Raw genomic sequence first — 20133 nt, 5'->3', positions numbered from 1 at the left:
CGACGCGTGAGCGAGCGATGGGGGCACCCCCGGCCGAAGGCCCGGGGAGAGGCGGGGGCATGAGCGACTCGGTCATCGGTGACGGCCTGCTGGCCGACGCCATCGCCCGGCGTCCGCCGTCGATGCTGGTGGTGGCACACGACGGCTGGGACACCGCCGACTGGTCCGCGGCCCACGACCGGGGCGAGCCCTGGCTGCCGGTGTGGACCGAACTCGACCGGGTCGTGGTCGGCCCGATCGTCCGGCCCGGCGAACCCGGCTGCGTGTGGTGCCTGCAGACCTGGCGATCCGGCGCGCCCCGGCGCGACCGGTGGACGGGCGAGCTGCGCAAGGACGGCCGGGTCGCGACCCGGCCGTCCGCCTGGCTGTCGGCCTTCGCCGCCGACGCGGTGCGCGAGCTGGTGCACGCGGGGGCCGCGCGGAACTGCTGCTGGTACCTCGACCTGCGCGACCTGGCCCAGACCCGGCACACGTTCCTCCCGGACCCGCTGTGCCCGGCCTGCGGCGGACGGCCCGAGGACACCGCCGCGCGGGCCGCGATCACGCCCCTGCCGCGGCCCAAGCCCAGCCCCGGCGCCGGCCGGATCGGCGAGCTCTCGGAGTCCCGGCTGACCGAGCTCTACGTCGACGCCGAGACCGGCGTGGTCGCCCCGCCCACCGGCCTGCGCGACTCGCTGCTCCCGCTGGCCGAGTCGGTCCTGACCGAGTGCGGCTACCGCGGCGAGGCCGGGTTCGGGCGCGCCCGCGACTTCGCCTCCTGCCGGGCCACCGCGGTCGCCGAGGCCCTGGAACGGCTCGGCGGCCAGTGGCCCCGGGGCAAGCGGACCACCGTCCGCGGCAGCTACGCGGACCTCGCCCGGGACGCGCTCGATCCCCGGTCGCTCGGCCTGTTCCCGGCGGAGCGCTACCAGGAACCGGACTGCCCCTACCAGCCGTTCACCGAGGACGCCGTGGTGTCCTGGGTGTGGGCGTACTCGTTCCGCCAGGGCCGGCCGGTGCTCGTCCCGGAGACCTACGCGTACTACCGGACGGCCCTGCAGCCGGGGGCCCGGGCGGACAAGCCCTTCACCTTCGAGATCTCCAACGGCTGCGCCCTCGGCGGCTGCGTCGAGGAGGCGATCCTGCACGGGATCCTGGAGGTCGTCGAGCGGGACGCGTTCCTGATGACCTGGTACGCCAGGATGCCCCTGCCGGAGGTGGACCTGGCCCGGGCGCCCGACCCGCGCGTCGGGCTCGTCGTCGAACGCATCGAGCGCACCGGCTACCGGCTGCGGGTCTTCGACATGACGCTGACCGAGGCGATCCCCGCGTTCTGGGTGCTGGCGCAGGACACCACCGGCGACGCCGCCCGGCCGAAGGTCGTCTGCACCAGCGGATCGGCGCTGGATCCGGTCGCCGCCGTGCTCACCGCACTCGGCGAACTGGCCCCCATCGTCGAGCAGGAGATGCGCAGGTACCCCGCCGAGGCCGAGCGGGCCCGGCAGATGGCCGCCGATCCCGATCTGGTGCGCATCATGACCGACCACGCGCTGTGCAGCGCGACTCCGGAGGCGTTCGAACGCTTCTCGTTCCTGCTCTCCGGTGACCGCAGGACCGGCTGGGACCGGCTCGGCCGCGGCCCCTGGCCGCACCACGCCGACCTGCGGGACGACCTGACCGAGGCCGTGGACCGCATGCTGGCGGGCGGCATGGACGTGGTGGTCGTCGACCAGACCTCGCCGCTGCACGAGGCCGCCGGACTGCACTGCGTGAAGGTGATCGTACCCGGCGCGCTGTCCATGACCTTCGGCCACCGCAACCGGCGCACCACCGGGCTGCGTCGGCTGCGGGAGGTGCCCCACCTGCTCGGGTACGCGCCGCAGCCGCTGACCGACGCCGACCTCAACCCCCACCCCCACCCGTTCCCATGACCGATCACGCCGACACCTTCGCCGTCCGCGTCGCCGGCCTGCCCGCGACCGTGCTCGACCGGCTCGTCGACCAGCGGCTGCGGCAGGCGCTGATGACGGCGGCGCGCACGGAGGCCGGGCTGACGGCCGACGCCGCCGCGCTGTCCGACCGGTGCCACACGGTGATCGGGGCGCTGCCGGACCCTTCCGCCAAACCGAAACTGGTCGCGCTGCGGCGGACGGTGCACCAGCTGCGCGATCCGGCGCGGCTGCTCGCCGACCCCCGGTCGCCGCCGCACTCGGCGTCGAACTCGCCTCGACCATCGCGGAGTTCGGCCGCACACTGGACAGGTTTCGGGCCGACCTGGCCCAGTTGCCGACCGTGCTGGCCGAAGCGGACCTCGCCATCGGCGGGCAGCTGCGGGAGATCGGCCTGGATCCCCGCTTCGACCAGGGCCTCGCCCACGCCAGCCCCACCCTGCGCGAGGTCCTCCGGCGCGCACCCGGGCGGCAGGAGCTGATCCGGCTGGCCGTCTACGCGGCGCGCGCCGCCGTCAAGACCAGTCCGTTCAGCACCTTCACCGCCAGCGGCCTCGGCAGGTTCGTCCCGGACGGTCCGGCGCTGCGCTGGACCGCGACCGCGCCGGCCCGGTCCGTCGTCGACCTCGACCTGTCGGTCCTCACGCCGTTGACCGCCGCCGCGGACGGGACGACGGTCCGGGTCAACCCGAGCGCGCGCCTGGTGGGCGACAGCGTCCGGTTCCTCGGCCCGGCACCGGCCGAGGAACTCCTCACCCTGCCCCTCACCCCGCCGCTGCGGCACTGCCTGCGTGCCGCCGCCGGGCAGCCGACGCTCGCCGAGCTGACGGCGGGCCTGCCCGCGGCGCCGGAGCGGGCCGCCGGCTACGTGCGTTCGCTCCTGGCCTCCGGTCTGCTGCTGGCCCAACCCGTCGTCGACGAACACGGTGCCGACCACCTGGAACAGTGGGCGGATCGCGTACCCGGGCTGAAGCCCGTCCGGGACGCCCTGCGCACCTACCGGAGCGCGAACGGGACCGACCGGATCTCACTCGGACCGGTGCTGCGCGAGCGGCTGCAGGCAATCGGCATCACCGGCCCGCTGCGGGACGTCGTCACCGAACAGTCGGTCATCCCGGGCACCGTGGTCGAAGCAGGCCTGCCGGCCTGGCAGGACACGCTGGACGACCTGGCCGTCGCCTGCCGGCTGCTCGCGGTCTTCGACCACACGCTGCCCTTCAAACTGGCGGTCGCCGCGTTCGTCCGGGACCGCTTCGGCACGGGGTCACCGGTGCCGTTCGACCGGTTCTACACCGAGCTGCTGCACGACGGCCACGAGGCGCGGCGACTGCATCCCGGCGCGGTCGCCTTCGACCCGGCCGGTCTGACCGCGACACTCGCGGCGAGCCCGGTCGCGGAGGTCCGCCGGCTGGCCGACCTGATCGCCGACGTCCGGCGCGCCATGTCGGACCGGCACCGGATCGAGCAGGCGCTCGACGCGCTGCCGGCCTGGGTGCGCCCGGCCGGGTCGGTCGCCGTGTACGCCCAGTACGACGGCGAGGCGTTGATCGTCAACGCGGTGAACTCCGGCTTCGGACGCGGCCGGTCCCAGGTACGCCGGCTGCTGCACCGGGTCTCGGAGGATCCCCTCCCGGTCGACGCGGTGCACCCGGGCACGCCGACGTACGCCGAGTTCACCCAGACCCTGGCCACCTCGCTCAACCAGCGCGAACTCACCCTGCCCGACCGGCTCGACTACCCGCCGGCCGCCCGGCTGACGGTCGGCGTGGACGACGACGGGCTGCCCGTCCTGCTCGACCACGGATCGGCCGTCCGGCCCGTCCACGGCGGACTGTCCTACGAGCGGCTGCTCCCGCCGGTCATGGCGCTGCTGATCGAGGCGTTCGGCGAGAATCCCATCCTGTTGCGGCCGGATCAACCCCTGCGCCATGACGCGGGCGCCGGCCTCGGGGAGGGCCGCGTGCTGCACGGGCCGCGGCTGACCGTCGGGCGCGTGGTGCTGCGGCGCGCCACCTGGGTGGCCCAGCCGGGCACCCTGCCGCGTCGCGGAGCCGGCCGGTCCGACGCGGACTTCCTGCTCACGACCGCGCGCTGGCTGGCCGAGCACGGCATCCCGCCCCGGTTCTTCGTCTCCGTGCTGCGGACGGGCGACGTCCCGTCGGGTGCGTTCGCGAGCGATCGGGCCCGCAAACCGCTGTTCGTCGACATCGGCTCGCCGCCACTCGTGCTGGCCTTCGAACGGCTGGCGCGGGACGGGGCCTGCGCGGCGGTGTTCCACGAGGTCGCACCGGAGCCGGAGTCGGCCGTCGTCGACGACCTGGGCGTGCCCCGGGTGACCGAGTACGTGATCGAGCTGGACTGCCAAGGAGATGGGAAATGACGGAGTCCTCATGGCGCAGCGTGAGCATCTTCCACCACGACGGCGACCGGACCGATCTGCTGCTCGACGCGGTGCGCCCGTTCATCACGGCCGTGGCCCCTTCGGTGTCCAGGGTGTACTACCAGCCGCACTGGCGCCGCGGGCCGCACGTCCGCATTCCGATCCGGGCGAGCTCCGAGGCCTTCGACGAGGTCGTCGCACCGGCCGTCGCCGACATCCTCCAGGAGTACCTGCGGGCGCATCCGTCGGCCGTCGTGCTGGACGAGCGGGCCGCGCACGCGGAGCACGTCAGGCTTGCCCGACACGAGCGTGAGCGCGGTCCGTTGACGCCCTGGGCGGCCAACAACACGATCGAGACCGGGCCTTACGACCAGCGGCTGCACGTGCTCGGCGGACAGGCTGCGGCCGACCTGCTCGCCGACTACCACGTCGACACCAACGACATCGTGTTCGACGTTCTCGACTGGGCCCGCGGCGGCGGGTCGAGGATGGCGCTCGCGGTGGACCTGTTCATCGCGGTGGCGCACCGCTTCCTCCCGCCGGTGACCTACGGCTACATGTCCTACCGGGGGCACGCCGACGCCTTCGTCGCGAAGATGCCCGACGGCCTGCGCGCACGCTTCGACCGGGTCTACGAGGCCAACGCAGAGCACTTCCGGCAGCGGGTCGTCGAGATCACCGCGGCCGCCGACCACCACGACGTCATCCGGTTCGGCACCCTCCCGGACATCCTGCTCCGGTACCGCAACCAGGCCAACGAGCTTTTGAAGACCGGGGAGTTGGTGCTCAACGCCGACGAGAACGGCGACCCGGAGGAGTGGGGCTCGACCTGGAGCGCCTGGTCCGAGCGCAGCCCGTTCCACCGGAGGCTCGGTGGTCATCGGGCTGCCGCCGACCAACTCGGCGGATGGAACGTCTTCCAGCAGTACCGGGTCGTCCTCAACTGGATGTACCTCACCATGTACCGGCTCGGCGTCGGCGAACTGGAACGCAACCTGATCTGCCACGTGGTCTCCCGGGCCGTCGAGGACGTGCACGGCGTGACCGCGCTGAACCGGATCCAGGACCTGATCGGCTTCGTCGACGGCGGCGGCCGTCTGCAGCCGGATCACACCTGAACGGGATCGCCGGAGAGCCGGATCGCACCGGACGGGATCGCACGAGAAAGGGAGAGAGACGCATGAGTCACGCCGTCACCGTCAGCGGACTTGTCAAGCGCTACCACCCGCACGCACCGGCCGCCGTGGACGGCCTGAGCTTCACGGTCGACCGGGGCGAGGTCTTCGGCCTGCTCGGTCCCAACGGGGCGGGGAAGTCCACCACCGTCGGGGTGCTGACCACCCGGATCCTGCCCACCGCGGGCCGGGGCCTGGTCTTCGGCACCGACGTGGTGGCCCGGCCGGCCGAGGCCAAGCGGCTGCTCGCCGTCGTGCCGCAACGCCAGAACCTGGACCGCTCCCTGGACGTGCGGCAGAACCTGCTCTTCCACGCGCGCTACCACGGCGTCGGGAAGGCGGAGCGGCTCGGCCGCGCCGACGAGTTGCTGGAGCTGATGGGGCTCACGGACCAGGCCGGTCAGCGGGTCGAGCGGCTCTCCGGCGGTCAGGCACAGCGGGTCGTCATCGCGCGGGCGCTGATGCACGCGCCCGCGGTGCTGTTCCTGGACGAGCCCTCGACCGGTCTGGATCCCCAGTCTCGGCTGTTCCTGCACCAGCGCATCCGCGAACTGCGCGACCGCGGTGTCACCGTGGTGCTCACCACCCACGACATGGACGAGGCCGAGAGCCTGTCCGACCGCGTCGGCATCGTCGACCACGGCAGGCTCCTCGCACTGGACACGCCGCGGGCGCTGACCGAGACGCTCCCGGGCCACGCCACCATCGCCGCACGGGTGCGCGGCGCGCAGGTGCCGGCGGACTCGATCGTCGCCGCGCTGGCGTCGCTGCCCGGAGCCGACACCGCCGAGCACGACGCGCCGCCGCACGACGCGGAGCCCGGCGCCGGCCACCTCTTCCGGGTGCGCACCGACAAGGACCCGTCGGCCCTGCTGCCCGACGTCCTGCGCACCGTCGTGGAGCTGGCAGCGGGGGCCGAGGTGCTCGACCTGTCGATCGTCCGGCCCAGCCTTCAGGACGTCTTCCTCAGCCTGACCGGAAGGGAGCTGCGATGACCACCCTGCCCGCGACCGCCGACCCGGAGTCGAACTCCGCCCCCGCCGACCGGTATCCGTGGCGCACCGTCCGCCCGGTGACCCGGACCTTCCTCGCCGTGCTGTGGCGCGACCTGTTCACCACGACCCGGCGGCCGACCGCGTTCCTGGTGCAGGTGATCGTCCAGCCGCTGCTGCTGTTCTTCGTCTTCGGCAAGGTACTCGGCGAAGCCGGTTACACCACTGGCGACTTCGGCGCGACGCTGCTGCCCGGTGTGATGGCACTCAACGCGCTGCTCGTCTCGTTGCAGAACACCGCGATGCCGCTGATCATGGACTTCTCGTGGTCCGGCGAGATCGAGGACAGGCTTCTCGCGCCACTGCCGGGGCCTCTGGTCGCCGTGGCCAAGGTCGTGTTCGGAACGCTGTGCGGCCTGTTCGCCGGGCTGGTCATGGCACCGTTCGGGTTCCTGGTGCTCGGCACGGCGGGCTGGCCGCCGACGGCCTGGCCGGGTGTGCTGTTCGTGCTCGCGCTCGGCTCGGCGACCGGCGCCGGCATCGGCCTGATGCTGGGCACGGTCGTGTCGCCGGACCGGATCAGCGTCACCTTCTCGCTCGTCCTGGCTCCGCTGACGTTCACCGGGTCGGTCCAGTACCCGTGGTCGTCCCTGGGCCACGTCCGCTGGTTCCAGGTGATCTCCGCGGTGAACCCCTGACGTACGTCAGCGAGGGCCTGCGCGCCGTGACGCTGCCCGGGCTCTCGTCGATCCCCCTGTGGATCGACACCCTGGTGCTGCTGTTCGCCACGGCGATCGCCGTGGCGGTCGGCATCAGGGGCTTCATGTCGCGCGCGCTGGGCTGACATCCGGGGCGGGCGACCGCAGCCACGGTGGCCGGGTGCACCGTGGCTGCGACCGGTCCGCGTACGCCGAGACGGTCGGCGCGGGCATGCTCCAGGACAGGCGCCGACGGCCCGTGCGGCGGCGATCCTGCGATGGCTGCCGGTCGGGCTGCGGGCGGCCGCGTTCCTGCCCGGCGCGGCGGTGCTCGCCGCCCTCTGCTGGTACTCCCCCTGGGCGGCCGAGGGACCGGTCACGCCGTAGCGCGGGCCCCGGGCCGGCCCACCCGACACGCCCGGGCGGGAGCACACGGCTTCAGCGGGCCGAGTAGCCGCCGTCGACCAGGTGGTAGCTGCCGGTGACGAAGGACGCGCGGTCGGAGAGCAGGAACGCCGTGACCTCGGCGACCTCCGCGGCCGTCGCCAACCGCCCGGCGGGGTGCAGCGCGGCCAGCCGGTCGCGGGTGGCCGGGTCGGCGAGGCCGAGCAGCGGGGTGTCGACGAACCCCGGGCCGACCGCGTTGACGCGGACTCCGTGGGCGGCGTACTCCAGGGCGGCCGTCTTGGTCAGCCCGATGACGCCGTGCTTGGCGGCGGCGTAGGCAGGGCCTCCGGCGTACCCGTGGGAGCCGACGATCGAGGACATGTTGACCACGGCGCCACCGCCGGAGGCGAGGATCCGCGGCAGCTGGTACTTCAGGCTGTGGAAGACGCCGGTGAGGTCGATGTCGATGACCCGGCGCCAGTTCTCCAGCGTGCACTCGGCGGTGGGCGCGACCTCCCCGGTGATGCCGGCGTTGTTCACCGCCAGGTGCAGGGCGCCGAAGGTGTCCACCGCGAGGCGGACGGCCTGCTCGACGGAGGCCGGGTCGGTGACGTCGGTGCGGACGGCGACGGCTGTCCGGCCGAGGCCGCGCAGGGCTGCCGCCGCCTCGTCGACCCGGTCCTCGTCGCAGTCGGCCAGGACCACGGCGGCACCGGTGTCGGCCAGCCGCCGGGCGACGGCCAGACCGATGCCGGAGGCGGCGCCGGTGACCAGCGCGACCCTGCCCGCGAACTCGGCTGCCGGTGCGGTGGTGTGGTTCATATCGTTCTCTTCTCGGTCGGGTTCGGCTGTCGGTCCAGGACGAGGGCGGAGTCCTGCGGCGTCCGAGTGAGGCGCCAGTACTCCAGGAGGGAGAAGGGCCAGTTCTGCGAGATGCGCCCGGTCGAGTTGCGGTACCAGCTGTCCACGTCGGCGGCGCCCCAGGCCATCTGCGCGTTGCCCTCGTCGATCCGGCGGTTGAACGCGTCGTGCGCGTCCCGGTCGCAGTCCACGGCGTGGTGCCCGTCCTGCAGCAACGGACGCAGGCAGCCGAGGACGTAGTGCACGGCGCACTCGGAGAAGAAGACGATGCTGCCGTTGACGACGATGTTGGTGTTCGGGCCGTAGAGGCAGAAGAAGTTCGGGAAGCCGGGGATCTGGATGCCCAGGTACGCCCGGGCGTCGCCCTCCCAGTGCTCGTGCAGGTCGCGCCCGTCGCGCCCGGTGACCGTCATCGGCGTGAGGAAGCGCGAGGCCTCGAAGCCGGTGGCGTACACGATGACGTCGAACTCCCGCTCGCCGGAGGCGGTGGCGATGCCGCGCTCGGTGAAGCGCTCGATCCGGTCGGTGACGAGGTCGACGTGGTCCTGCCGGAGCGTGCGGATCCACGAGCCGTCGTCACGGAGCATCCGCTTGGCGCCCGGCGGGTGGTCGGGGACGACCTTGGCCGCCAACTCGGCGTCGTCGCCGGCCTGCTGGAGGAGGGAACGCGTGCGCAGTTCGCGCAGCCGGTCGTTGAGAGCGGAGACCGATCGCTGCGTGTCCGTCCACGCGGGGTCGGCCTGGATGTACGGGAGGCTGCCCTCGACGTACTGGCAGAACAGCCAGAACCGGTACCAGGTGCCGTAGCCCGGCAGGTGGCGCAGCAACCAGGCCATGCCCTCGGGCAGTTCCCGCGTGTAGTGCGGGGTGTCGACCAGCCACGGCGCCGAGCGCTGGTAGACGGCCAGTTCGGCCACCTCGTCGGCGATCGCGGGGACGATCTGCAGGGCGCTGGCGCCCGTCCCGACCACGGCGACGCGCTTGCCGGCCAGGTCCACCGAGTGGTCCCAGCGCGCCGAGTGGAACAGGTGCCCGCGGAAGGAGTCGGCGCCCGTGATCCGGGGCCGGCTGGGACGGTTGAGCTGGCCCACGGCACTGATCACCGCACGGACGGTCAGTTCCCACCGGGCGCCGTCGGCGCCGCGCAGCAGCAGCGTCCAGCTTCCCGCTGCCTCGGACCAGGTCGCGGACTCCACCTCGGTGCCGAAGCGGATGTGCTCGCGCACGCCCGACCTGTCGGCGAAGCCGCGGAAGTACTCCAGGATCTCCGGCTGGGCGGAGAAGTGCTGCGGCCAGTCGTGGTCCGCAGCGAAGGAGTAGCTGTAGAGGTGGCTGGGCACGTCGACCCGGCAACCCGGGTAGGCGTTCTCCAGCCAGGTGCCGCCGATGTCGGTGTTCTTCTCCAGCACCACGTACGGCACGCCGGCCTGGCCCAGGCGGTGGGCGGCCAGCAGACCCGACATGCCCGCGCCGATCACCGCGACGACCGGTGCGCCGGTGGCGTCCTCCCGGGTGCCTGCCCACTGCCAGTCGGGAGCGCCTGGATCCCCGGAGAGCGCCAACTCGTCGGCAAGCAGCGGCAGATAGTCTCCTTGTCGTCACCGAACAGGAACGACAGCATCCGTGCGAGCTGCCCCGGTCCGGGGGCTCGGCGGCGGGCGCGCCCGCGTCGCGGTACCGCAGGAGGGCCCGGAGGGCGAGCTCCCGCACCGTGTGCTGGTCCTCGGCGGACAGCCCACCTTGCGTGAGCCGCAGGTCGCCGGAGGGGCGCAGTTCGTCGTCGAGCAGCGACAGGTCGCCGGTGAGCCGGGCCAGCGCGGGGAGCAGCGCGGGCAGGTCGGCGTCGGCGAGGGCGCGGCGCAGGGCCGTTTCGTCGGCGGCGAGGAGGCCGGTGGGCCAGGAGTGCGACATGGGGTCCCCGGGGTGGTGGTGGATGGGTGGGGGTGTCGGCGGGCTCAGACGCCCGGCAGGGCGTGCAGCGCCCGCCTGATGTCGTCGGCCGCGTCGTCGAAGACGTCCAGGACGCCGGGCAGCCAGAAGAAGCCGTGGATCGCTCCGGCGTAGCGGACCGCGCGCACCGGCACCCCGGCCTCGCGCAGCCGCCTCGCGTACGCCTCGCCCTCGTCGCGCAGCACGTCGTACTCGGCGGTGATCACCAGGGCGGGCGGCAGCCCGGTGAGGTCGGGTGCGTGGAGCGGGGCGGCGTAGGGGTGCGCGGCGTCGGCCGGATCGGCCAGGTAGTGGTTCCAGAACAGCCGCATCGTGTCCCGGGTGAGCAGGTAGCCGTCGGCGTACTCCTCGTACGAGCCGAACGGTGAGCCCTCGGCCGGTGCGGTGACCGGGTAGAGCAGCAGTTGCGCAGCGAGGTGCGGGCCGCCGCGGTCGCGGGCCATGAGGCACACGGCGGCGGCCAGGTTGCCGCCCGCGCTGTCCCCGGCGACCACCACGCGTTCCGGGTCGGCCCCGAGCTCGGCCGCACGGGCGTGCAGGGCTGCGACGGCGGCGTACGCGTCCTCGGCGGGGCCGGGGAATCGGGTCTCGGGTGCCAGCCGGTAGCCGACACCGGCGACGACCGCTCCGGTGACGTTGGCGAGGCGGCGCAGCGGGCGGTCCACCAGCTCCAGTCCGCCCGTGGCCCACCCGCCGCCGTGGAAGTGAACCAGCAGGGCGCGAGGGGCCGGGTCGTCGGTCTTCGGCCGGTAGACGCGGACGGGCAGCAGCCCGGCGGCTCCGGGCACGAAGGTGTCCAGGATCTCGGCGACCGGCTCGGCGGCTGCCTGGAGGGCGCGCAGGCCGGCCGTGGCCTCCCGGGCCGAGGTGAGCGGCAGCTCGGCCGGCGGAGGGCCCTGCCTCGCGGCGAGCAGGGTGAGCAGCGACGCTGCCTGAGGGTGAAGCGGCACAGGGTTCTCCACGGCAGATGCGGCCGTCGTACGGCCGGGGGTGGGTTCCTGGGACGTTAGCCACCGACGCAGGTCCCCTACCAGGACGGATGCGGACAGGTGATTGACATTTCCGGACACCGGGTACGCCCGGCCAGGTCCCGCGGCGGATACGCTGGCCGCCGGCAGGCGCGGCCCGCCTGCGCATCGCCCGGTCGCCGGAGTCCGGCGCCGAGCCGCGGCAGACCGCCTCGGCAGACCGCCGCGCATCAGGAGGGAGGGCGTCGATGCCGGATCCGGCGGCTCCACCGCCCGCGCGGCCCGAGACGATCGCCCGGGGCCTGGCCGACTGGGACTTCCCCCGTTCACCGGCGGGGGTGCTGCTGCTCGCGGAGTTCGCGGCCGAACGGGGAATCGACAGGGAGCGCCTGCTGGCGGGCACCGGCATCGCCGAGGCCGACCTGGGCGATCCGCACGGCATCGTCCAGGCGCGCCAGGAGATCGCCGTGGTGCGCAACCTCCTTCGCGCGCTGGGCGACCGTCCGGGCCTGGGCCTGGAGGTGGGTGCCCGTTTCCACCTCACCACGTACGGGACCTGGGGCTATGCGCTGTTGAGCAGTGCCACGCTCGGCGACGCGTTCCGGGTCGGCGCCGAGTTCGCCGAGCTCACGTTCGCGTTCTGCCGGATCCGGCTGGAGCGCTCCGGGGACGTCTACACCGCCCGGCTCGGCGCCGACACGCTCCCGCCGGACGTACGCCGCTTCCTGGTGGAACGGGACAGTGCGGCAAGCACCGTGATCCGACGTGAGCTCTTCGGCGACCCGGAGGCCACGTCGCTGCGCCGCGTGGTGCTCGGGTTCGAGGCCGGGACGCCGGAGCCCTACGAGCGGTTCTTCCGCGGGCCGGTGGTGCTCGGCGGTCCGACGACGGAGCTGGTCTCCGACGCTGCCCTGCTCGACCGGGTGCTGCCGCAGGCCAATCCGCTCACCGCGCGGGCCTGCGTGGACGCGTGCCGTCGCCTGCTCGCCGAGCGCGCCCGCGCGGTCGGCACCGCACACCGGGTCCGCGCGCGCCTGACCGGGCTGCAGGGTGTGGACGACGGCATCGAGCAGACCGCGCAGGCGCTGGGGATGACGTCCCGGACCTTGCGCCGTCGGTTGGACGCGGAGGGCACCGGCTACCGCGAGCTGGTCGACGAGGTGCGCTACGGCGTCGCCCGGGAGGCGCTCGGCCGTGGCGGCGTCTCCACCGAGGAGCTCGCTCGGCGCCTGGGGTACGCCGAGCCGTCGAGCTTCGTCCGGGCCTTCCGCAGGTGGGCGGGGACCACCCCGCAGAACTGGGCGTTGCAGCAGTCGCTGCCGCCCGGGCGGTGAGGGGCCGGACCCGAGGCCGAGGCATCCGCGGGAACCACCCGGTACGGGCGCCCCCCGCGCTGTCCGCGGACACAACAGGAACGGGCCTGTCCTGTGCCGCGCGACAAGTCTGCGCCACACGGAGCCGGACGGCGGTCAGCGCCCTGGACACCCCGCGGGAGCCGCCCCATGCTCCTGGAACGCCGGCCCGCACCGGTGTCGCACTCCAGGTGCACACCGGGCCGTGCTGCCACTCCCCCCAGGGCAATCCCCCACCTCTGCACAGGAGCTGCCATGCGCCGTCCCCCGCGCCGCCTGCTGAACCGGATGAGATCGCTCCCGGCCGTGACCACGGTACTCGCGCTCGCCTGCCTGACCGGCCTGGCCGGTGCCTCCCCGGCTGCGGCCGACGGCCAGCTGCCCGTGCCGTACTCCGTGGCCACCGCCGTGACCGCCGGAAACCTCGCGCCGAACACCCCGCCCCCGGGGTCCAACGACTGGTCCTGCCGGCCGAGCGCCGCGCACCCCCGGCCCGTCGTCCTCGTGCACGGCACCCTGTCCAACGAGGAGATGAACGGGGACTCGCTCTCGCCCCTGCTCCACAACAACGGCTACTGCGTCTTCGCCTTCAACTACGGCGGCTCCGACCTGCTCCCCAACAAGGGCCTGTGGCCGATCCCCGGCAGCGCCGACACCCTGCGCCAGTTCGTCGACCAGGTGCTCGCCGCCACCGGCACCGCCCAGGTCGATCTGGTCGGCCACTCCCAGGGCGGCATGATGCCCCGCTACTACCTCAAGTACCTCGGAGGCGCCGCCAAGGTCCACACCCTCGTGGGCCTCGGCCCCACCAACCACGGCGGCACCGTCAGCGGGTTCACGAGCCTGATGGACTACTTCCACCTGCTCGGCGCGGTCTCGGACGTCGACTCCATCGTCTGCGACGCGTGCGCACAGCAGCTGGTCGGCTCCGACTTCCTGGCCGACCTCAACGCGGGCGGCGACACCGTCCCCGGCGTCAACTACACCGTGATCGCCACCAGGTACGACGAACTCTCCTCCCCGTACACCAACGACTTCCTCAGCGGACCGAACGTCACCAACATCACCCTGCAGGACGGCTGCGCGATCGACCTCTCCGGCCACGTCGAACTGATGTACCGGCCGCGGTCGCTGACCATGGTCCTGAACGCCCTCGATCCCGCCCACCCCGAGCCCGTCCCCTGCCTGTACGTGCCCTTCGCGGGCTGAGACCGCACACACGCTGCCCGGCCGCCCTCCTCACCCGGAGAGGGCGGCCGGGCAGCGGCGTTGTGGTGCCCGACGGAGGGCAGCGCCCGCAGCTTGCCGATCCGTCAACTTTGTTGCGAGAGAAGAGGATTCGAATGTGAGTGGTGCGACCGGCCACACAACTGTGATGCAGTGGCCGACTTCGACAGGACCGCTTCCCCTTCCGAACCCCACTCGAGCCCGGACGCGCGATCGTAGCCCCACGACCCGGGCCCCGTACTGCCCCTGCGTGCGGCACAGGGCCCGACGGCCAGGCACCGGCCTCCGGGCCGCTGATCCCCCATGCGGAGGACCGACAGCGATGACCGCTTCACCGCCGACACGTGGTCCCACCGGCTCGCGATGGGACAGGACTTCTCCGCGCGGAGAGCGCGACTCGGTCGGTGGGACCATGTCGCACCGTCTCCGCCCGAAGCCTGCCGGGGTGAATTAGACCTCCGCCGGGACGACTGGCCCGTCAGGGGCTGCTCGGGCAAACCGGAGGCGGCCACCTGTCGGAACGGACTCCACGCCGTCCCGGGGTCACAGCCAGTCCTTCCGCACGGCCTGGGCCCCTGCCTGGAAGCGGCTGTCGGCGCCCAGACGATTCATCAGGTCCTGCATCATCCGACGCACCGTCCGCAAGGACAGACCCAGCTTGCGGCCGGCGGACTCGTCCGTGTGACCCTCGCCCAGCAGCTGTAACAGCGCACGCTCCGACCCGGTCAGGTCCCGATCGTCACGGACCGCTGGCAGCCCGAAGTCCGCACCGCTGCGCCACAGTTCGTCGAACAGCGCACACAACGGCTGGATCAGGGCCGCACCGTGCAGCTCCAACGCGCCACGACGACCGTCGCTCGGGTCGGTCGGCACCAGGGCGATGCTGCGATCGACGATCACCAGCCGCATCGGCAGCAGCGGCACGGTGCGGGTCAGACCACCCAGATCCGCCAACCACCGGGCATAGCGCAGGGTGTCGGGGTCGTTGCGGAAGCTGTCCTGGAAGATGCTGCGGATGACCACTCCGCGTTCCAGCGCGAGCTGGTTGGGGTGTTTGCCGGCCTGGATGGAATCGGGGCGGACCGCTCCCCCGCGCATCAGGGACAGGCACTCCTGGGTCGCGGTCGCCGCGAGTTCCTCCAGGCGGTCACGGACGGCCTCGAGGGAGTCCAGCCGTACGACCATCTCGTCGTCGGGCCGCCGGTCGATGAACTCCGCGGACAGGGCCGCGATCGCGGACCGGGCGCTCTCCAACTGCTGCTGACGGAACAGGAGTTGGTTCTGGTTGCGGGCGAGGAGCCTGGTCAGTCCGACCTCCGGGCTGACGGCCCGCAACCCGCGGGAGTCGCCCGCGGGCCGCAGCAGCGTCAGTTCCAGCAGCTCGTCGAGCGCCTCCCGCACCTGTGCCTCCGGCAGGTGCAGGTCGGCGGCGATCCGCTCGACCCCCAGTCCGGCTCCGCCAACAGGATCCTGTAGACGCTCTCCGTCAGTTCGTTCAGTCCGAGTGCGTGCAACACCGCGCCGACCCCATGTCGATGATCGTCATCATCGGTGCGCGGCGGCCGCGGACGCAATGCCTTCCGGAGACGAAATGATCTGGCACCAAGATGCCGAGCGAGTTGATGCCACCTCTGTAGCCGTGACATCGCCCTGCGTGGACGGCAAGCTCTTCCTCGTCAGCGGAAAACGCCACACCAACCGGGGCGAATTCCGCGAACCACCCAACGGCACAGCATGGTTACCAAACAGGGGAGAACAGTCGTGGCCCGCAGGATACGCATCATGTGCACCGGCCTGATCGTCGCATTCACCGTCGGCCTGGGCGCCGCCGCCGCAAGCGGCATCGTCACCGACCACCCGGCCGTCCAGCACGCCACCACCGTGGCGGGCTTCGACTGGGACGCCGCTCCCGCCGCACCCCCGCACAGAGTTGACCCGGACCCCGTGCAGCTGGTCGCCGTCACCCTCATCCGTCCCGACCCGGCGCCATTGCAGCTGACGGCCGAAGCGGTCACCGATCTGATCTGGGTCCACAGCCGACCCGAAGACCGAGTGGAACACATCCGCTCCCGCATCGACCTCAATCGCTGTTGCATCGCCGCCGCGATCATCGCCGACACACCCGACGCGGCAACCGCGAACCTGCGCCACGCCTGCGAACGCGCCCTGCAGAACGCGCCCGCCCTCCAAGGCTGGAGCCTCGCCCTCACGTAGGACCCCCACGCAAGCGGGGCCACGGCTCTCTTGGCCGCACGGGTGCGGGTCGCGCCGGGAGCTTCAGAACCACCCACCGGTGTCCACCCGAACACCACCGACCGGCTGACCACATGACGGCCACTCGGGCAAAGTCACGCCCCGACGGGCGACACCGCCGTCGTCACGGGCTCCACGGCCTCGTCCGCCGGTGACCGCGCACCCAGAGTCCCCGGCCGGGCCGTACCGGCGGGGCCGACCGGCATCACCCGGCCCTCCCCGAACCGCAGCACCCCGCCAATCCGCCACCGGGCAAAGACAGTACAGCCTGCCCGCGGAAGAAGCCTGCTCCACCCCTGGCGACGACCGGGGGCATCCCCTCCCCTCCCGTCCCCTTCCTTGTCCTGAAAGAAGGCCGTTCGCCATGCCCAGCTTCACCAAGATCGCTGCCGCCGCCGCCCTCGCCGTCCCGATGCTCCTCGCCATTCCCGGAACCGCCAGCGCCACCACCCCGTCCGGCTGCTCCAGCGTCACGCAGATCGGCAGCACCGCCTACCTCAACGTCGGCGGACAGACCATGGCATCCGTCAAGCAGTACAAGGGCTGCGGAAAGAACTACTCCTACCTGTACGTCTGGGAGGGCTACCGCACCTCCCACAGCAGCTGGGACGTCTGCGCGGCCATCGTCACCAACAACGGACACGACGTCCAGGACCCCCGCTGCGACCACAACCCCGTCGAAATCTGGTCCGCCGGCGCCGCCACCCTCACCCAGTGCACCCAGGCCCTCGGCTGGACCGGCTACGGCCCCATCCCCTACGTCAACGAGGGCGACATCGCCGTCAAGACCGACGTCCGCTGCTGACCACACAACCCACCACACCACACCAACCACCCCGGCACCAGATACCGGAAGAGCTGGTCCTGCCCGTCGGGCGGATCCCCCGAAACCCGTCAAGCCCACCCAGCAGCACTGATCGCAAGCCGTCACCACCCCTCCCCACAGCACCTACGCCGGCGACGGCCGCACCGGCCCAGCGGCGCCGCTCACCGCTGCCCCCTCGCGGGCCCCCGTCACCATCCCCACCCGCCCGGTGCCCGCAACCGGCACGCGGTCGGGGCCGATCATCCACCGCACCGGAAGGAACCACCCCATGACAACCGCCACCAAGACCCGCAACACCGCCACCCGACTCCTCACCGCCATCGCCCTCCTGAGCGGCCTCGTACTCAGCGCCGCACAGGCCCACGCCACGACCCCACCACCACCCACCCAGGCCCCCGCGGCCACCACCACCACGCTCCCCGTCGTGGACATGGAAGCCACCGTCCTCGCCGCCCAGATCGACCCCCGACGCGCCGACAACACACTCACCCCAGGCGCCAAGGACTCCGTCCTCGCCGTCGAACGGGCCCTGCAGGCCCGCGGCCTCCTCGACGCCAAATGGGTCGACGGCTACTTCGGCACCACCACCATCACCGCCTACGCCGCCTACCAGCGCTCCCTCGGCTACACCGGCCTCGCCGCCAACGGACTGCCCGGCGCCACCTCCCTCACCACACTCGGCCAGGGCCGATACACCATCACCCACCAGATCGGCCCCGGCGCCAAGCTCCAACGCGACGGCTACACCATCGACACCCGCACCCAGAACATGCTCACCGAAGCCGAACGCCTCGCCGGCCTCCACCTCACCCTCTCCCAGGGCTCCTACAACCCCGGCGGCGACCCCACCTCCGCCGGCACCCACGACGGCGGCGGCGTCGTCGACATCAACATCGACACCATGTCCACCGCCACCCGCACCACCGTCGCCAAGGCACTGCGACAGGTCGGATTCGCCGCCTGGATCCGCAACCCCACCCAGGGCGACTGGCCCTGGCACATCCACGCCGCCGCGATCAACGACACCGACCTCTCCACCCAGGCCCAGAACCAGACCGGCGACTACTACCTCGGCCTCAACGGCCTCGCCAACCACGCCCCCGACGACGGCCCCCGCATCCCCATCCAGACCTGGGAGGAATACCAGCGCACCCACTGACCGCACACACGGCAACTCCCGAGCACGACCAGAGCACGACCCGAGCACGACCGAAGCACGACCGAAGCACGACCCCAGTACGTCCCAAATACGCCGTCCAGAGCATCCGTTGATGACACGTCACGAAATGAGACAACCATGAAGAACATACGCACCATGCTCACCGTCGCCGGCACCGCACTCGCCATGGCCGTCCCCCTCATCGGCGCCACCACCGCCCCCGCCTTCGCCGCCTCCCGCGACGGAGTCTGCGACTCCGGCGAGTTCTGCTACTACTACAACAGCGACGAAGCCGGCTCCGTCTCCGACTTCACCGGCTCCATCAGCGACCTCGGCGACACCCAGCCCACCTGCTACGAATTCAAGAGCGCCGGCTCCGGCCAGGGCATCTGCACCAAGAACAACGCCGCATCCGTATGGAACCGCACCAGCCACACCGTCCGCGTCTACTTCAACAGCAACTACGGCGGCGCCAGCCAGGACTTCGCCCCCGGCGCCAAGGGCAACCTCAACACCACCCTCAAGAACAACGAAGCCTCCCACCAGTTCCTCACCAGCGGCGGCAGCGGCAACCAGACCCCCACCAACGACTTCGACCACGGCACCCGCGGCTTCGCCGCCGACAACTGCACCGCCTTCGCCGCCTACCGCATCGCCAGCCGCCTCGGCGTCCCCAACTTCAGCAACTCCTACGGCGGCACCACCTGGGGCAACGCCGGCACCTGGGACGACGCCGCCCGCCGCGTCGGCGTCACCGTCAACACCACCCCCACCGTCGGCGCCATCGCCGTCAACGACGTCCACAAGGTCGGCCACGTCGCCTACGTCAACGCCGTCTACTCCGACGGCTCCTTCGACGTCGAGGAATACAACTGGAACAACCCCCTCGCCTACGGCACCCGCAGCCACGTCCACGTCAGCAGCGCCCAGTCCGACTTCCAGTGGATGCTCCACTTCTAACAACCACCACCGGCAGGACACCGGCCCGGCACAACTCCACAGCCGGGATGACCTTGCGGGAACGCAGGCCACGGCGGCCCGACACCGACCGCCGAAGCGACAACGGCACACACCGAAAGCCCCGCCAGGCAGGTGACCTCTCCAGGTCTCCTCGCCCGGCGGGGCTTCGATGTGCCGTCAGTCGCAGGGCTTGCGGCCTGCGTCAAGCCCTTGCCCCGGGCGTCGGGTTTACGCCGGACCACCTCGACGACGATGTCCGTCACCGACCCGTGGATCGGCCGCGGGTCGGTGCCCCCGCACATCGCGGTGGCGCAGCACCCGGAGCAGGTGCTCCAGCGCACAGAGCGAGTGGGCCGTCTTCTCCGCGCACCCCGGCTCGACGTCCGGCTCGGCGAACACCGGGCTCCGCCACGCGCCGGTCACCAGTGCCCGGTCCACCTCGGCAGCGGCGACCTTCCTGCGGCCGACTAGGTGCGGCAGCGGCTTGGGCCCCTTAACGCCGGCCGCCCGGCCTCGACCGCGCCGAGGTCCGCGGTGTTCGCCAGTAGCCGGACGAAGCCGCGCACGCTGCCGCACGGGAAGGCCGGTGCGGCCCGCCACTCGACGTCCCCGTCCCCGAGTTCATCGTTCAGGTGTGCCGGACCGGAACGCCAGAGCATCCGGGTAACCGGTCGACAACGTTACGGGCCCGCCACCGAGACCGCTTCGATACCCCTCCGAGACTCCGCCGTCCCCGCCCTTGTGCCGCGTCCCAACCGCAGGGGCGGCCCCTGTGTGACCGGACACACGATGGGTCGGCGACCCGCCGGTACGCGCCGTCGGCACTGGACCCGGCTCACGTCGCCGTCCCATCCTGAGCCCCCGGCACCGCGGGCCCGGAGCCATCCGCTCCCCCTCGGGCCCGGCCGGCGAAGCCCGGCGGGCGCCGGAACGACTCGTCGGGTCCCGGTGGCGCGCCCCCACGTCGCGGGCAACCGCCGCGCACCCGCCGACGCCTCGCAACCCTCGCATCGCATC

At 72.3% G+C, this 20133-nt stretch carries 16 protein-coding genes; 12 read left to right on the top strand and 4 right to left on the bottom strand.

All coding sequences use genetic code 11. The annotated features are described in order from the left end of the window. Positions 1-59 precede the first annotated feature (59 nt). The 6 genes from ABEB13_RS35550 to ABEB13_RS35525 all read left to right on the top strand — a co-directional run bounded on the left by ABEB13_RS35550 (position 60) and on the right by ABEB13_RS35525 (position 7173). Entirely contained in the window at positions 60-1910 is a 1851-nt protein-coding gene (locus tag ABEB13_RS35550; protein WP_345708791.1) for a TOMM precursor leader peptide-binding protein, read from the top strand. After that, positions 1907-2410 carry a hypothetical protein gene (locus ABEB13_RS35545; protein WP_345708790.1) on the top strand — a complete coding sequence of 168 codons (504 nt, stop codon included), beginning with the start codon at positions 1907-1909 and terminating at the stop codon, positions 2408-2410. The genes ABEB13_RS35550 and ABEB13_RS35545 overlap by 4 nt, the downstream gene beginning before the upstream one ends. Beyond that, positions 2296-4308, top strand: a complete 2013-nt coding sequence (locus ABEB13_RS35540; RefSeq protein ID WP_345709939.1) for a lantibiotic dehydratase — start codon at positions 2296-2298, stop codon at positions 4306-4308. The genes ABEB13_RS35545 and ABEB13_RS35540 overlap by 115 nt, the downstream gene beginning before the upstream one ends. After that, a complete protein-coding gene (locus tag ABEB13_RS35535) occupies positions 4305-5426 on the top strand; it encodes a thiopeptide maturation pyridine synthase (RefSeq protein WP_345708789.1) in 1122 nt (373 codons plus the stop codon). The genes ABEB13_RS35540 and ABEB13_RS35535 overlap by 4 nt, the downstream gene beginning before the upstream one ends. A 62-nt stretch (positions 5427-5488) precedes the next feature. Further along, positions 5489-6478, top strand: a complete 990-nt coding sequence (locus tag ABEB13_RS35530) for an ABC transporter ATP-binding protein (protein WP_345708788.1) — start codon at positions 5489-5491, stop codon at positions 6476-6478. Then, positions 6475-7173 (top strand): ABC transporter permease, encoded by a 699-nt coding sequence (locus ABEB13_RS35525; RefSeq protein ID WP_345708787.1) that lies wholly within the window; start codon positions 6475-6477, stop codon positions 7171-7173. Before ABEB13_RS35530 ends, ABEB13_RS35525 begins: the two co-directional genes overlap by 4 nt. A 438-nt stretch (positions 7174-7611) precedes the next feature. Here the strand turns inward: ABEB13_RS35525 and ABEB13_RS35520 are convergent, their stop codons facing one another. The 3 genes from ABEB13_RS35520 to ABEB13_RS35510 form a co-directional block, all read right to left on the bottom strand. Further along, positions 7612-8382, bottom strand: a complete 771-nt coding sequence (locus tag ABEB13_RS35520) for an SDR family NAD(P)-dependent oxidoreductase (RefSeq protein ID WP_345708786.1) — start codon at positions 8380-8382, stop codon at positions 7612-7614. Continuing rightward, a complete protein-coding gene (locus tag ABEB13_RS35515; protein WP_345708785.1) occupies positions 8379-9983 on the bottom strand; it encodes a flavin-containing monooxygenase in 1605 nt (534 codons plus the stop codon). The genes ABEB13_RS35520 and ABEB13_RS35515 overlap by 4 nt, the downstream gene beginning before the upstream one ends. Positions 9984-10376: 393 nt before the next feature. Further along, on the bottom strand, positions 10377-11321 hold the full coding sequence (locus ABEB13_RS35510; RefSeq protein WP_345708784.1) for an alpha/beta hydrolase: 945 nt from the start codon (positions 11319-11321) through the stop codon (positions 10377-10379). A gap of 266 nt (positions 11322-11587) precedes the next feature. On the opposite strand from ABEB13_RS35510, the gene ABEB13_RS35505 reads away from it, so the two are divergent. Together ABEB13_RS35505 and ABEB13_RS35500 are read left to right on the top strand one after the other, a co-directional pair. After that, a complete protein-coding gene (locus tag ABEB13_RS35505) occupies positions 11588-12673 on the top strand; it encodes an AraC family transcriptional regulator (protein WP_345708783.1) in 1086 nt (361 codons plus the stop codon). Positions 12674-12946: 273 nt separating this feature from the next. Then, the gene (locus ABEB13_RS35500) at positions 12947-13900 is read left to right on the top strand and encodes an esterase/lipase family protein (protein ID WP_345708782.1); all 954 of its coding nucleotides are present in this window, start codon (positions 12947-12949) and stop codon (positions 13898-13900) included. A 561-nt stretch (positions 13901-14461) separates the two neighbouring features. On the opposite strand, the gene ABEB13_RS35495 is transcribed toward ABEB13_RS35500, so the two are convergent. Continuing rightward, positions 14462-15319, bottom strand: coding sequence for a LuxR C-terminal-related transcriptional regulator (locus ABEB13_RS35495; RefSeq protein ID WP_345708781.1), 858 nt, complete (start codon positions 15317-15319; stop codon positions 14462-14464). A gap of 381 nt (positions 15320-15700) precedes the next feature. Here ABEB13_RS35495 and ABEB13_RS35490 point away from each other — a divergent pair, with 381 nt between their 5' ends. From ABEB13_RS35490 to ABEB13_RS35475, 4 genes are all read left to right on the top strand, one after another. Continuing rightward, complete coding sequence (locus tag ABEB13_RS35490; protein ID WP_345708780.1) at positions 15701-16132, top strand: hypothetical protein; 432 nt, start codon at positions 15701-15703, stop codon at positions 16130-16132. A 403-nt stretch (positions 16133-16535) separates the two neighbouring features. Next, a complete protein-coding gene (locus ABEB13_RS35485) occupies positions 16536-16976 on the top strand; it encodes a hypothetical protein (protein ID WP_345708779.1) in 441 nt (146 codons plus the stop codon). A 289-nt stretch (positions 16977-17265) separates the two neighbouring features. Next, positions 17266-18156 carry a peptidoglycan-binding domain-containing protein gene (locus ABEB13_RS35480; RefSeq protein ID WP_345708778.1) on the top strand — a complete coding sequence of 297 codons (891 nt, stop codon included), beginning with the start codon at positions 17266-17268 and terminating at the stop codon, positions 18154-18156. A 138-nt stretch (positions 18157-18294) separates the two neighbouring features. Next, entirely contained in the window at positions 18295-19116 is an 822-nt protein-coding gene (locus tag ABEB13_RS35475; protein WP_345708777.1) for a CHAP domain-containing protein, read from the top strand. Positions 19117-20133 lie beyond the last annotated feature (1017 nt).

This window comes from Kitasatospora paranensis (genome assembly GCF_039544005.1).
GTDB lineage: Bacteria > Actinomycetota > Actinomycetes > Streptomycetales > Streptomycetaceae > Kitasatospora > Kitasatospora paranensis.
This window is presented reverse-complemented; position numbering and strand designations above follow the sequence as displayed.